The following is a 14336-nucleotide window of genomic DNA, read 5'->3' on the forward strand; positions in this document are numbered from 1 at the left end:
ACAGTAGCAAAACAACTGTATTTACATATATAATAAGAATAGGTTTCGTTAAGCAATATCAAAACATTGATAAACATGGATATTAAAATTATACAGTTATAATATTTTATAAATTTTACAATACATACTATAATAGAACTAATGTAATTCTGAAATATTCAGTTTCTCTAAACCATTCCCCTTGCTACTTTCATGATGACTTTATAGCGGGGGCTTATTATATGTATAAACAATTTGAGTTATCCAAAAAATGATGAATTCGAATATTGCAGTAAAAAGCGTTATTTAGGAGGTGTTACTATGACGCATATACTGGTGATTGAAGACAACCCAGATATACAAGAACTGATTCGTGAATTTCTAATGGCACAAAACTTTACTGTTGATGTCGTTGGCGCTGGAACAGAAGGTATTCTTCTTTTCCAAAAAAATTCATACGATCTTGTCCTCCTTGATGTGATGTTACCAGATATAGATGGCTATAGTATTTGTAAAATTATGCGAGGACAATCTGATGTACCGATCATTATGTTAACAGGCTTACATAATGAAGAAAGTGAAATTAAAGGATTTGAGTTAGGTATTGATGACTATATTACGAAACCGTTCCATTACACCGTATTTATTAAACGTGTAGAGGCTGTATTAAGAAGGGCAGCAACGAAGGAAGCAGAAGCTGCAACTATACTACAATTCCATGAATTGATGTTAAATTCTACAGCCTATGCCGCTTATGTTCATGGTAATCAAATTGAATTAACAACAAAAGAATTTGAAATTTTATATACTTTACTGCAAAATCGGGGAAAAGTATTATCAAGAAGTGATTTGCTGAATAAGGTATGGGGCTATGAACATTATGGTGATGTAAGAGTTATAGATACACATATTAAAAACTTAAGAAAAAAATTAGGGATTCCTTATATTAAAACGGTGAAAGGCATTGGCTACAAAATCGAATCGTAGTACAGACAACATCACCAAAAATATTTTCATCAAAACCTTATTATTTTGTATTCTTTTATCACTTTGTCTTTATCAAATTATTTATTTTCTAGCTTCAAACTACGATAAAGAACGTTTTGCAAAAGAAAATGGAGCGCTGTCTACAGAACAAGCGGATTCAGACAAACAAAACGACCAAAGTAAAACGAATCAAAGTAAGGCTGTTTCAGAGAGTATGATTTCCAATTTCCAATCTTCTATTATAGATTATAAAGCACTCTCTACAGCCATAAATCACCTTTTGCAGCCTAGCCAAACTGTAAAAGCAAAAGAACATACCCAAAATATTGCGGGGAAAAACAGCACTTCTGCTCCACTTACAGAAACGGAAAAGCAAGTCGCTACTAATGATGCCTTACATAAACAAAATGCAGCAAAAAACACAAATGATACACAAGATTATCCAAAATTAGCAGATGCACTGCAGCAATTGGCTCCACATATTGGTGCGACAATGCTTGCATTATCTTTACTCGGATCTTTAATTTATACGAAACTAATTGCCAAACCTTTTCAATTTATGAGTGATGCTTTAAAAGATATTATGAATCTTGATTTCTCAGATAAAAAGCTACTTAACAAAAATACAGATCAAACAGATTTTAATTTGCAAGTAGCTGCTTCACAGGTCCCAAATATAGTGAAGAATTTACATGCAAGCAATCAAGATTTAAGAAATGAACTCAAAAAGGAACAACAATTAGAACAATCTCGTAAAGAATTTATGTCTATGGTTTCCCATGAATTAAAAACACCAATCGCAGCCGTTATGGGACAAATAGATGGCATGATTCACGGAATTGGAGCTTATAAAGATAGAGATAAATATTTAAAACGTTCCTATGAAATGATGCAAGACATTAACATATTAACGGAAAAAATGTCGGAATTATCCAAAATACAAAACCCTCAATTTAAACCTGATTTAAAAGTTATCTCATTAACTAATATTATTGAGGATGTTATGAAGAAAGTAGATTACTTTGTATCTGTAAAGCAATTAAATGTTCAATCTAACATTAAGCAAGATGTACAAATTTTAGCTGACCCTAAATTTATTCAAACTGCTATTTTTAACATTATTTCAAATGCAATTCATTACACAATTGACCATCAGCATGTATATATAAAGCTTTATGAAAAGCCAAACGGTTATGCATTAGAAGTATTAAATACAGGTTCACAAATTGATGAGGATAAACTCGCCCATTTATTTGAGCCATTCTATCGCGCAAACCCTGGCAAACATGGATTAGTACAAGGTAGTGGTCTTGGGCTATATATTGTAAAACAAATATTAGATAAACATCAGTTTCCTTATGGGATACAAAACACACCTCAAGGTGTAAAATGTTCTATTGTATTCCCAAAAGCAATGTAAAAAACCTACTACAATTTCATACCCCAAATTCATACTTCGTATGAATGGCGGAATTTTGTAGAGTATCTTACTCTGTTTCGTTCGCCCGTTATCCTTATTTGGATAGCGGGCGTTTTTTATTATTTAAAAGGAGGATTTTCATGGAGAAATTTAAGTATTCATTACTTGTTTTATTCGGCGCTTGTAGCTACGGCGTACTTTCAACTATTTTCAAACTCGGATTCATTGATGGATTTTCAGCACATCAACTATTAGGGGGACAATATGTCTTCGGATGGATCGGGCTTCTTCTGCTCGTTCTTTTCGTTTCACGTCATAAAGTAACAAAAAAGCAATTCTTTTCCTTACTAACAGTTGGCACAACAATGAGTATGACTGGTATCTTCTACGCTATTTCTGTAGAAGAACTACCAGCATCTATCGCTGTTGTCCTACTCTTCCAGTTCACATGGATTGGTGTCGTTATAGAAGCAATCGCTAATCGAACATTACCAAACCGTGAGAAAGTTATATCTATCATTATTTTATTTACTGGAACATTGTTTGCAGGCGGTGTCTTTGAAGGTCTCGGACAAAACTTTTCCACGAAAGGTATTATCTTTGGTCTATTAGCCGCTGTCTCTTTTTCATTCTATGTTTTTGCAAGTGGGCGTGTTGCTACAGAAGTACCACCTTATACGAAAAGCTTTCTTATGACAACAAGTGCTACTCTTATCGTATGCCTATTCTTCCCGCCAACCTTTTTAACGGATGGTACCCTGCAAGCCGGTCTTTGGAAATACGCTTTCTTCCTCGGATTGTTCGGCGTTGTCGTACCTGTCATTTGTTTTTCAATTGGTGTACCGAAAGTAGGAACAGGACTTAGTACAATACTAGGAGCAGCTGAATTACCAACGGCCATTATCGCTTCTATTACACTTGTACATGAAGTCGTAACCTTTATGCAGTGGATTGGGATACTCTTTATACTACTTGGAATTTTTACTCCTCAGCTGCTTACGGCTAGGAAAACAAAAAAACATAGTAGTGTGCATAGTGCGTGAAAATAGAAGTTTGCATATAAAGTGAAACTTTAATCAGTGGGGGTTTTCTTCATCCCCACTGATTATTAGTTGAACCAATCGGACTTTTATGGGCAGTTGATTCCCCACATAACTTCTTTGCTTTCGCTGCATTTTGAGGTGGGGATCTTACTGCCCATTAAAGCGGGATAAATGTAAATGCAGTTACAATGTGGTATAATTTCAAATCTATTTGGAGGTATAAATGACTATTTTAAGCGTAGCCTTTTTTGCCATTATGTGTATCTTCTTCCTAATAAGATATATGAAAGAAAAGAAATTTTACGATTTGCTCCTCATTCCCATTTGCATATATGCTGGGGCAGTCAAACCCCCTTTAGTGGAGTACTTAAACTTTAATACTACATTCAAAATAACATATGATATTGCAGCTATTATTCTCGTAATCCTTGCTGTGCTTTTCTTCTTAAAGGATAAGAAAGAGAATCCTACTGCATAACAAAAGACCTTTCATTTATTTGAAAGGTCTTTTTCTCTATCTCACTTTACTGCTCCATATAGCTTCCCTACCTCATGCTCAATTTGCTTTACATCGATTCGCTCAAATAGGGGCTGTACACTATCAATTCTATTCGGCAACGTATGTTGAGGCTCCCAATTTCGGTTCACAATCGATAATGTATTTCTAACTTTTTCACTTGAAAATGGTAAAAACGGTTCAAGGAGATTTGCAAAATTAGCGATAAGATACACACAGTTATAAATGGTTTCTTTACATGAAACTGGATCATCTTCCCTTTGTTTCCACGGCTGCCTCTCATCAAAGTATTTATTTGCAAAACGTACTGCATCAAATATTGATTCTAGTGCCACCTTAAATTTAGTTTGCTCAATCGCCTCTCCTACATGTTTATATAATCCTTCTACTTTATCTTTCAGCTCTACATCAATACTTCCTTTCGGCACGATACCACCATAATATTTTTCAATAAACTTTAATGTCCGGTTCACAAAGTTCCCGTATGCACCTAACAATTCACTATTATGACTGTAAATAAATTCCCGCCATGAAAAATCAGTATCACGATTTTCTGGTGCGTTGACGGTTAAAAAGTAACGAATAGAATCTGGATCATAGCGTTCTAATATGTCAGGCACCCATACTGCCCAGTTTTTACTTGTAGATAATTTTCTTTTTTCAACTGTTAAATATTCATTCGAAACGATATGACGTGGAATTGCGCCTTCCCCTATTCCAAGTAATACCGCTGGCCAAATGACGGAATGGAACGGAATATTATCCTTTCCGTGCACATAATATGTTTTCGCTTCTTTATCCCAAAACTCTTGATCATCTTTCCCTTTTTTTTCAGCCCAATGTTTACTCGCTGAATAATACCCTGTCACTGCTTCAATCCATACGTAAATTTTCTTATCTTCATACCCTTCTACTGGAATTGGTACCCCAATTGGTAAATCACGTGATACGGCCCTATCTTGTAACCCTTCCTTTACATATCTCTCTGTTAGTTGAATCGCATTGTCTCGCCATGTTCCTGTTTGTTTGGCGTTTTCTACAGCCGTTTTAATTTGCTCCTGAAATGTATGCAATGCGAAATAGAAATGCTCTGTTTCCTGTACAGACGGCGTACTACCACATAACTTACATTTCTTTTCTAACAAATCGAGTGGATCTAAAATAGCTGAACACGCATCGCATTGATCTCCTCTTGCTGCTTCATGACAATGTGGACAAACGCCTTCTACATAACGATCAGGTAAAAACTGCGTACACGTTTCGCAATATGCTTGTTCCACTGTTTTTTTATAAATATGTCCCTCTTCTAATAAACGTAAAAAAACATTTTGAACCGTTTCATGATGGTGCTCACTATCTGTACGTGTATAGCAATCATACGTAAAACCAAGGCTACGAAAACATCGCTGGAATTCTTCATGATACTTATTAGCAATTTCCTTCGCCGTCACACCTTCTTGTTTTGCCCGAATTGCAATCGGTGTTCCATTACAATCACTTCCCGAAACATACAACACATTCTCACCTTTTGCCCGGTAATAACGTGCTAAAATATCTCCAGGTAACAAACTCGCAATATGTCCAAGATGTAACGAACCATTTGCATACGGCCAAGCTCCTCCAACAAAAATACTCATCTTACATTCCTCCTTTAAAATATAAAAAGCCCCGCCCTTATCTTAAAAAAGATAAGGGCGGGGCTGTATAAACAGTCGCGGTACCACCTTATTTCGCCAATTACTCACATAATTAGCCTTATCAAGTACGGAGCTATAAGCTCTTATACTGTGGTTTTGATAACGAGTACCAACTCTCGTCGCCGCCTACTATTATCATTTGATAAGTTCAGGACGAAGCTCAAAGGCCATTGTTCAAATGAATATTCTTGCTTCTTCTCAGCTACCGAAGCTCTCTGGAAAGAATGTGTTCATCCTACTTTTCCTTTTCAACGCTTTTACGTATAACACGTATTTTACGACTTAATAACAGAAAAATCAAACTTTAATTCAAGAAAAACAGGAAATCTCACCTTCCTGCCGAATACCTATACGTTCACAAAAGGAGTGATATGATTGAATCAAAAACAACTAAGCACACGTAATGAAAAAAGCTGGAATACAGCTGCTTATGAAGCTTGGACGAATCGCCACGGGGCACCAGCTGATTATGCGAAAAAAATCATGGAAGACCCTATGCGCGAGGTAGATCACTATTTACCTTACATACAATCTCCGAAAGGAAAACGTATTATTAATTTACTCGGGTCAAAAGGAAATAAAGCTGTTGCTCTTGCTCTTTTAGGAGCCGATATAACAGTTGTAGACATTTCAGCAAGTAATGAAAAATACGCAACCGAACTAGCCGAAGCTGCTGGTGTCTCTATCCAATACATCGTCTCTGATGTACTGGATGTAAATCTTTCCGAATCATTTGATATCGTATTGCTCGAACTTGGTGTACTCCATTACTTTCTAGATTTAAAACCACTCTTTCAAAAAATTGCTACTTTACTTAAGCAAGATGGAATGCTTATCCTTCGTGACTATCATCCTGTTTACACGAAATTATTAGGAGTCGACCATCCATCATTTCAGGCCAATGGAAATTATTTTGATGAAGAATTGATTGAAGATGATGTTGCTTATAGCATCCTTCTTACAGAAGCACAGAAAGAATCGCTACCTAAAACAACTATCCGCCGCTGGACGCTAGGAGAAATTGTTACAACACTTGCCGAAGAACATTTTAAAATTGAAAAACTAGTTGAAGAACACGGGTCTCATCAAAGGTGGGTCTTCCCTTCTACTGCACCGGAAGAAATTGAAAATCGCGTGCCTGGTTTATATACATTAATTGCGACAGCATGCAAAAAAGGATCCCTTCACGGATAGGATCCTTTTTGCATGCTCACGCATATAAGTTGAGGTTGGAGATTACCATAATTCTGTAGAATAGGACACAAGATATTTCAACATTTCGTCTCTGACTTACGTCGTCAAAAAGGGGTATGACCAACATAACGAAGAGTAATGTCATTAGTTGATACTGATAATCGTTATCAACTAATTAGAAGTATACATGATGTTATTTCAAATTACAATAGCATTTCTCATTTTTATTTATGAACTTTTTGATATACAAATGTATACATTTTAAGAACATTTACTCATATTAATCTGCCATCTTCCATTATCTGCTATAATTTTCATTGAACAGATTAATAACTTCATAATGATGTTTTTATTAATGTCGTTCTTAATATTCATAAATCATAATAAATAGTTTTTAAAGGCAGGGGTAACGATGAAATATGTTAGTATTCGCAAAAAACTACTGTTCACACTCTTAAGCATTTCTTCTTTATTTAGTATTGCTCTTATTGTTATTCTTTCATTCGCTATGAACCAAGCAAGCGAAATTGAAACGTTAAAAAATGATGTATCAAAACGAGCAACAATTTTAAAAGAACGTGGTGATTGGTTCCAAGCACAAGTTGCCGGTTTACAAGAATATTTACTGTCACATGATCAAAAAGGATTGGATAAATTCAACCGAGAAGGAAAAAAACTTGCTGATACTAGAGAGAAGGTAACAAGTGATAAAAAACTCCCAGAAGGAATGAAAGAAGCCATTTTAATGGGGGCAAAATGGCGAAGCGTCATAGATAATGAAGTCCTTCCTCTCGCTCGCGAAGGAAAATGGGACGAAGCATCCAAAATCGCTTTAGCTCAAACCGATTATGTAAACGATCTTTTAAGTCGTTTTACTAAATATGCAAATGAAGAAAATGATAAACGTGACGCATTAATTGCTGACGTAGAGTCTTCTTCATCTCTTATTCAATATATTATTTTCTTCTCACTCATTACATGTACGTTAACATCTATTTTATTAGCATGGTGGTTCTCTGGTAAACTCGTTAAACCGATACGACAAATTGATGAGAAATTAAAAGAATTAGCTTCTCAAGACGGCGATTTAACTGCTAGATTACACGTAACGAGTAAAGATGAAATTGGTGATATCGCTAATTCCTTTAATCAAATGCTCGCTAACTTACAACGTATCATAAAACAAGTGCAACAAACATCAACAAGTGTAAAAGAAGCGTCTGAAAATGTGTTCATCGAAACCACTGCTTCTATGGAAAATACAGCAAAAACCGAAGAAACTATGAATGCTCTTGAGTATAGTATTCGTTCACAAGTTTCAAGCATCGAAGAAAGTTCAACTGCAATGGACGATATGACAACGAGTGTTCAGCGTATTGCAGAATCTGCCTCTTCTGTTGCTAGCCTAGCTGTTACAACTTCAGAAAAAGCAGATAGTGGGAATAAAGTCATTGAGAAATCTATTACACAAATGCATACCATTAACGAAGCTGTTAACGCTACATCACAAGTAGTAGAGCGACTCATTACACATACGAATCATATTGATACTGCACTTCAATCCATTTCTAATATCGCGGAACAAACGAATTTACTCGCTTTAAATGCTTCAATTGAAGCAGCTCGTGCTGGCGAACACGGAAAAGGATTCGCCGTTGTTGCCGATGAAGTACGAAAACTTGCTGAACAATCTCAGCTAGCAGCAACTGACATTAACCATTTACTTCATCAAATTCAAGCTGACACAAAAATAGCAAATGAAATGATGACACAAGGTCAGTCAGAGGCTTCGGAAGGAATTACAGTCATTCGTACCGCTGGATTTTCATTCTCGGAAATTGTTAACCACATTAACAAAGTCTCTACACAAATGCAAGAAATGTCTGCAACTGCTGAAGAAATGGCCGCAAGTTCAGAAGAAATGAATGCAGCTTTAAATAACATCGCTTCTATTTCAAATGAAGTTGCCGCCGAAACATCACAAACAGCAACTTCAGCTGGTGACCAAGTAAACAAAATGAGTGTCGTTGCTAAAAAAGCTTCTGAAATGAAAACGACCGTACAAGAACTTGAAGTTCTCGTTTCTCATTTCAAAACAAACGTTTAAAGCAAAACTTTCATTTATATTTCCATGAGCTCCAAATTATTAAAAAGAGAGATTTACAGTCTCTCTTTTTTCATCTTAAAATATCTCTTTCTATCTCTCATTCCGTCTGCTATAATTCCTAAAGGAAAGAAGAAAGCTTTGTTCCAAATGGAGTAAAGCTTTCTTTCAATTTTTTAAATTTATTAATTCTAATACTAAGATTTCACAAAGGAGGCTTTTTATCATATGAGTTTTATTAGCATTCGAAAAAAACTAATGTTCATGATGGGAACGATTTGCGCTTTATTTGGCATCGCCTTAGCTTTTATTTTATTCTTTACCATGGATCAATCTCGTCAAGCTGAAGCATTACAAAAAGAAATTTCCCCTCTGGCAACAGAATTGAAAGAGCGTGGGGACGCTTATCAGGTACAGCTCTCTGCTTTAAGAGGTTATTTATTACAACATGATCAAGTTGAATTAGACAAATTTAATGAGATGAGTAAACGTCTGGAGGATTCAAAAGATAAACTTCTTTCTAATCCAAATGTTTCTCAGTCCATGAAAAATACAATGGAATCAGGATCCACTTGGAGAAAATTTATTGAAGAAAAAGTTTTCACTCTTGCAAAAGAACAAAAGTGGGAAGAGGCTTTACAAGTAGCTTATGCAGAAAATGGTACTGTGTATAAAGTAATTGGTGACTTCACAAATTACAGTAACGAACAAGCAAAGTTACGTGATCAATCTATCAAGAAAATTGATCAATCTTCGCTACAAATTGAATATGTTGTCTTCTTATCACTTGTTATTTGTATTATCGTAGCTATCACTGTTGCATGGTGGTTCTCTGGTAAACTTGTTAAACCAATTCAACAAATTGATAGTAAGCTAAAAGAATTATCATCTCAAGAAGGTGACTTAACAGCCCGCCTACAAGTAAATAGTAATGATGAAATTGGTACGATCGCAACATCATTTAATAAAATGTTAGAAAACCTACAACATATTATCAATCGTGTTCAAAAAACATCTGTGGAAGTGCAAAACGCTTCTGAAAATATGCTAGAAAAGACGAATATATCACGCGAGGCAACAATAAAAGTTCAGAGCTCGATGTCTAGCTTAAATGCAAATATTCAATCACAAGCCTCTAGTATGGAAGAAAGCTCAACAGCAATGGACGATATGGCGGCAAGTGTTCAGCGTATTGCTGAATCTGCCACATCTGTAACTGAGCTTGCTGTAGTTACATCTGAACAAGCTAACGACGGAAGTACTGTTATTCAAAAATCCGTTTCACAAATGACAACGATACACGACGCGGTAAATGCTACGTCAGAAGTGGTCGAACGTCTAATCACTCACACAAAATATATTGATACAGCTGTACAATCTATTTCTAATATCGCAGAGCAAACAAACTTACTTGCTTTAAATGCATCTATCGAAGCAGCTCGTGCTGGCGAACAAGGAAAAGGCTTCGCTGTCGTAGCTGACGAAGTTCGAAAACTTGCTGAACAATCTAAAACAGCGGCAACAGATATTAACCAACTACTACATCAAATTCAACAAGACACTGAAACTGCGAGCTCTATGATGTCCCAAGGTCGTTCGGAAGCATTTGAAGGCATTCATGTCATTCGTGAAGCTGGAAATTCTTTCACAACGATTGTAGAACAAGTAAATAAAGTATCTACTCAAATGCAAGACATCTCCGCAACTGCTGAAGAAATGGCTGCAAGCGCTGAAGAAATGAACGCTTCACTGAATAACATCGCTTCTATTTCGACTGAAGTATCTAGTGAAACAGCGGCAACAGCACAATCTGCTGAGCAAAAGGTCATTACTATGAATGAGATGACTGTAACTGCTAGACAAATGAAACAAACAGTTCAAGAATTAGATCAACTCGTATCTCATTTCAAAACTGAATAGCTTTCAAAAAATATTCCTCTTTCAAGAGGAATATTTTTTTGAGCTCATTCCCTGCATATTATATATATATCCGTTATAATGAGAATCGATATCATTAATATGTAGGGGGTGCTATACATGTCACAACAAGCATTTGAAGAAAAGTTATATGCAAACTTAGAAGCTGTTATTGATCCTGAACTAGGTGTTGATATTGTTAATCTTGGATTAGTTTATGACGTTACAGCAGATGAAAATAATAATGCTGTCATTACGATGACGATGACTTCTATCGGTTGTCCAATGGCTGGGCAAATTATATCAGACGTTAAAAAAGTATTATCAACGAACGTACCTGAAGTCAATGAAATAGAAGTAAATGTCGTTTGGAATCCACCCTGGTCTAAAGAACGCATGTCACGTATGGCGAAAATCGCATTAGGTGTTCGTGACTAAATAAAGAAAGACCTGACATCCTAGTCAGGTCTTTTTCTCTTATTATTTTACGCCTACTGCATCATAAGCTTTCGTTACAGCTTGTACAGCTTTAGAGTTTTTACCATATAAATCTTCAGCTGACTGCAGAGCAGCTTGACGCATCATCTTAAAGTCAGAGTTTGCAGTTAAATATTTCGTAAGAGCACGGTAATAAATTTTTTCTGTCGCTTCACGTCCTACTCCAGTTACTTTCACACCGTAATGCTCTCCGCCATCAGATACTAAATATGCAGCTTTATTGTTAATACTACTGTTAATATGAACGCCGCCATTATCAGCTGTTCCAGTGTAGCGTTTATTGTAATGATCTGGGTAACCTTCACCTGGTTTTAATGGATTTGGAATAGATGCTGGATCTTTCAGAGAACGAAGTGCATCACCAGGTTTTCCAGGTGTATAAATGTCAGCACCTAAATCCCAGCTCTTCTTCTCAACCATGACACCCATAATATCAGATAACGATTCATTTAACGCACCTGACTCATTTTTATAAACAAGGTTTGCTGTATGTTCAGTTACAGCATGCGTTAATTCATGACCGATAACATCTAGTCCAGCAGATAATGGAATGAATGTTTTTCCATCGCCATCACCATACATCATTTGCACACCATTCCAAGCTGCGTTATTCCAGCTTTCTCCGACGTGAACAGTAGAAATAAGCTTCGCACCTTTATCATCGAAAGAATTACGATTAAATGTCTTTTTGTAGTAATCATATACTTTTCCTGCATTTACATGCGCATCAACTGCAGCCTTATCTTCGAAGAACTTAGATTTACTCTCAACTTCTTCTCCTGTATATCCAAGCCATTGTGAGAATAAGTTAAACAAGTTTTCATCCATATTTTCTGCATCAAATGTGTGAACACCTTGTCCTCGTTTACCATCAAACAAGTTGAACGCTCCTGTTTTCTCATCTTGAGCAATTTCAAATGATTGTCTATCGCCTAATACTCCGTAACCAAATCCTGTAATGTGATCTACAGCGTTATATTTCTCAATCACATTTCCATTCGTTGCATCAACAAAATAATGCCAATATCCTGGAGCTGGTTTTGAAATCGATGCTTTAACTAAGTATGCAAGATAGTACTTCCCATCTTTTTCATACACAAATAAATCTTTTTTCACACCGTCATAATTCTTTACTTTACCAACTTCTTTTTCAATATCTGCCTTTGCAATCGTTTCAGCTTGCTCTGCACTAATATTTGCAAACGCAGGAATATTTTTATCCTCTAAATTCGGAATAACTTGTCCGAAGAATGCTTTTACATTATTTTCTTTATCAAGTGTAACAGTTTGATCTGAACCATACACAGGAATGTTATTATGCTTCTCAACTAACTTCACATGTGTCGTACCAGATTCAGCATCTTTTTCCTCCCCAACGACATTGAAATGTTTATCAATATTTCCTGCTAATTTAAACATATCTTTCTTACTCTCTAAATACTGAAAGACTGTCTCTTTTTTATCTAGTCCTTCCGGTGCTTTCCATTCTTCACCTATGTATGCAGGCGTTTTAAATTCTTGATGATATTGAATTTTTTGTTCTTCCGCTTTCGTTGTCGTTGCTCCAAATGTTCCAAATCCCCCGGCGATAACAGTTAAGGCTAATGCTGATGAAATGACTTGCTTTTTCACTATAACATTCCCCATTCCCTAAAGATTTTTGACACTTTTATACAATTCTTATTTTCCGGGCTAATACCTTTTTCTAAATATTGAGAAAAAGTTTTCTGACAATTCCACTCAAAAAAAAAGGACATCCTATTGGGTGTCCTCTTTTTCATAAATGTTTTATTGTCTTTTCAATTCAATTGCTAAATAGTGTGATTGCTCTTTCGCTTCAATATGAATATCCTCTTCTATCGCTTCTGCTGCATCACGCATAACAAGCTTTTCACCATTTATTACACTACTTCCTTCAATTTGTACAAGATACAATTGACGGCCTTCTCGCACAGGAAAATGAATTTCTTTTCCTGCATCTAATGATAAAGAATATAAATTCGCATCTTGGTGAATTTGAATTGGTGCCTCTCCTTCTAGTGGAGATACCATGTGAAACCATTCGTTTTCACGCTTGCTCCAATCAAATGTAAACTCACCATAGTTTGGTTTATGATCCGCACGATCTGGTAAAATCCAAATTTGTAATAAACGTAGTGTTTCATTTCCTAAATTATGCTCGCTATGAAATACACCTGTGCCAGCACTCATATATTGAACATGTCCTCGCTCAATTGTTCCGCGGTTCCCCATGCTATCCTCATGTGTTAAAGCACCATCTACAACGTACGAAATGATTTCCATATCGCGGTGCGGATGCATATCAAAACCAGTTTGCGGTGCTACTAAGTCATCATTAATTACGCGCAATGCTCCAAAGTTCATGTTATTCGGGTTATAGTAATTCGCAAAGGAAAAATGAAAATGTGTATTTAACCAACCGTGATTTGCTCTTCCCATATTTTTATGATCAACTTTTCTAAACATATCCTTCACCTCATATTATCTCGAATTCAAGATTTATTTTTAAAATTTTTCTCACTGTAATTTTTTTAGTAATTTTAATAATTGATGTTGTTCTTCTACATTTAAATTTTGAAACTGCTCCGCTTGGAACGTTTCTTGAGGCGGGACGATTTCTTCATATAAAACTTTTCCCTTTTCTGTTAACGAAATATATTTTGTAGTGCCTTCTTGTTCACGATGAATCCACTCCAGCTGCTCCATTTTATTTAATAGCTGCGTGATATTTCCCTTCGTAACAAATAGTTTATTTCCGAGCTCTTGCTGCGTTAGACGATTATGTCCTCCAACTTGAGCTAGCACATCAAACTGAGCGGCAGATACATTCCATTCTTTCAAATGCTGATTCGTCTCACGAATACTTTTGTTATAAAAACGTGATAAACGAAACCATAATAGTAACCCGAGTCTATCTTCTGTTTTCATTCTATCACCTCGCTTATTTCATACCATTAGT

12 protein-coding genes and 1 other annotated feature are annotated in these 14336 nt (G+C 35.9%); of the genes, 8 read left to right on the top strand and 4 right to left on the bottom strand.

Features of this window, described 5'->3' with window-relative positions; genetic code table 11:
- Window positions 1–300: 300 nt before the first annotated feature.
- The 4 genes from ACLBWW_RS10395 (at window position 301) to ACLBWW_RS10410 (ending at window position 3907) form a co-directional block, all read left to right on the top strand.
- Window positions 301–966, top strand: a complete 666-nt coding sequence (locus ACLBWW_RS10395) for a response regulator transcription factor (RefSeq protein WP_000148835.1) — start codon at window positions 301–303, stop codon at window positions 964–966.
- Window positions 944–2386 (top strand): sensor histidine kinase, encoded by a 1443-nt coding sequence (locus ACLBWW_RS10400; RefSeq protein WP_099004691.1) that lies wholly within the window; start codon window positions 944–946, stop codon window positions 2384–2386. Before ACLBWW_RS10395 ends, ACLBWW_RS10400 begins: the two co-directional genes overlap by 23 nt.
- Window positions 2387–2526: 140 nt before the next feature.
- Window positions 2527–3429 (top strand): EamA family transporter, encoded by a 903-nt coding sequence (locus ACLBWW_RS10405; protein WP_048542382.1) that lies wholly within the window; start codon window positions 2527–2529, stop codon window positions 3427–3429.
- A gap of 223 nt (window positions 3430–3652) precedes the next feature.
- On the top strand, window positions 3653–3907 hold the full coding sequence (locus ACLBWW_RS10410) for a hypothetical protein (protein ID WP_447614021.1): 255 nt from the start codon (window positions 3653–3655) through the stop codon (window positions 3905–3907).
- 41 nt (window positions 3908–3948) lie between these two features.
- On the opposite strand, the gene metG is transcribed toward ACLBWW_RS10410, so the two are convergent.
- Window positions 3949–5583: a methionine--tRNA ligase gene (gene metG / locus ACLBWW_RS10415; protein ID WP_098067668.1), complete on the bottom strand. Its 1635-nt coding sequence runs from the start codon at window positions 5581–5583 to the stop codon at window positions 3949–3951.
- Between the two features lie 50 nt (window positions 5584–5633).
- Window positions 5634–5904 (bottom strand) — a binding site (T-box leader).
- A 114-nt stretch (window positions 5905–6018) separates the two neighbouring features.
- Between metG and ACLBWW_RS10420 the strand changes: the two genes are divergently transcribed.
- The 4 genes from ACLBWW_RS10420 (at window position 6019) to ACLBWW_RS10435 (ending at window position 11296) form a co-directional block, all read left to right on the top strand.
- Window positions 6019–6837 (top strand): class I SAM-dependent methyltransferase, encoded by an 819-nt coding sequence (locus ACLBWW_RS10420; protein ID WP_048542386.1) that lies wholly within the window; start codon window positions 6019–6021, stop codon window positions 6835–6837.
- Window positions 6838–7249: 412 nt separating this feature from the next.
- Window positions 7250–8944, top strand: a complete 1695-nt coding sequence (locus ACLBWW_RS10425) for a methyl-accepting chemotaxis protein (RefSeq protein ID WP_098067670.1) — start codon at window positions 7250–7252, stop codon at window positions 8942–8944.
- A gap of 225 nt (window positions 8945–9169) precedes the next feature.
- The gene (locus tag ACLBWW_RS10430; RefSeq protein ID WP_048542393.1) at window positions 9170–10861 is read left to right on the top strand and encodes a methyl-accepting chemotaxis protein; all 1692 of its coding nucleotides are present in this window, start codon (window positions 9170–9172) and stop codon (window positions 10859–10861) included.
- A gap of 117 nt (window positions 10862–10978) precedes the next feature.
- Window positions 10979–11296: a metal-sulfur cluster assembly factor gene (locus ACLBWW_RS10435; protein WP_048542395.1), complete on the top strand. Its 318-nt coding sequence runs from the start codon at window positions 10979–10981 to the stop codon at window positions 11294–11296.
- A gap of 42 nt (window positions 11297–11338) precedes the next feature.
- Here the strand turns inward: ACLBWW_RS10435 and nprB are convergent, their stop codons facing one another.
- The 3 genes from nprB to ACLBWW_RS10450 form a co-directional block, all read right to left on the bottom strand.
- A complete protein-coding gene (nprB, locus tag ACLBWW_RS10440; protein ID WP_048542397.1) occupies window positions 11339–12988 on the bottom strand; it encodes a neutral protease NprB in 1650 nt (549 codons plus the stop codon).
- Window positions 12989–13144: 156 nt separating this feature from the next.
- Window positions 13145–13843: a pirin family protein gene (locus ACLBWW_RS10445; protein WP_048542399.1), complete on the bottom strand. Its 699-nt coding sequence runs from the start codon at window positions 13841–13843 to the stop codon at window positions 13145–13147.
- 51 nt (window positions 13844–13894) lie between these two features.
- Window positions 13895–14305 carry a MarR family winged helix-turn-helix transcriptional regulator gene (locus tag ACLBWW_RS10450; protein WP_048542401.1) on the bottom strand — a complete coding sequence of 137 codons (411 nt, stop codon included), beginning with the start codon at window positions 14303–14305 and terminating at the stop codon, window positions 13895–13897.
- Window positions 14306–14336: the final 31 nt, after the last annotated feature.

The sequence above is a fragment of the Bacillus sp. M5A3_1b genome (assembly GCF_053345335.1).

Coding starts and splice junctions, on each gene's coding strand:
- ACLBWW_RS10445 (WP_048542399.1), bottom strand. CDS start 13,843: ATGTTTAGAAAAGTTGATCATAAAAATATGGGAAGAGCAAATCACGGT.
- ACLBWW_RS10430 (WP_048542393.1), top strand. CDS start 9,170: ATGAGTTTTATTAGCATTCGAAAAAAACTAATGTTCATGATGGGAACG.
- metG (WP_098067668.1), bottom strand. CDS start 5,583: ATGAGTATTTTTGTTGGAGGAGCTTGGCCGTATGCAAATGGTTCGTTA.
- ACLBWW_RS10450 (WP_048542401.1), bottom strand. CDS start 14,305: ATGAAAACAGAAGATAGACTCGGGTTACTATTATGGTTTCGTTTATCA.
- ACLBWW_RS10410 (WP_447614021.1), top strand. CDS start 3,653: ATGACTATTTTAAGCGTAGCCTTTTTTGCCATTATGTGTATCTTCTTC.
- ACLBWW_RS10425 (WP_098067670.1), top strand. CDS start 7,250: ATGAAATATGTTAGTATTCGCAAAAAACTACTGTTCACACTCTTAAGC.
- ACLBWW_RS10395 (WP_000148835.1), top strand. CDS start 301: ATGACGCATATACTGGTGATTGAAGACAACCCAGATATACAAGAACTG.
- ACLBWW_RS10405 (WP_048542382.1), top strand. CDS start 2,527: ATGGAGAAATTTAAGTATTCATTACTTGTTTTATTCGGCGCTTGTAGC.
- ACLBWW_RS10435 (WP_048542395.1), top strand. CDS start 10,979: ATGTCACAACAAGCATTTGAAGAAAAGTTATATGCAAACTTAGAAGCT.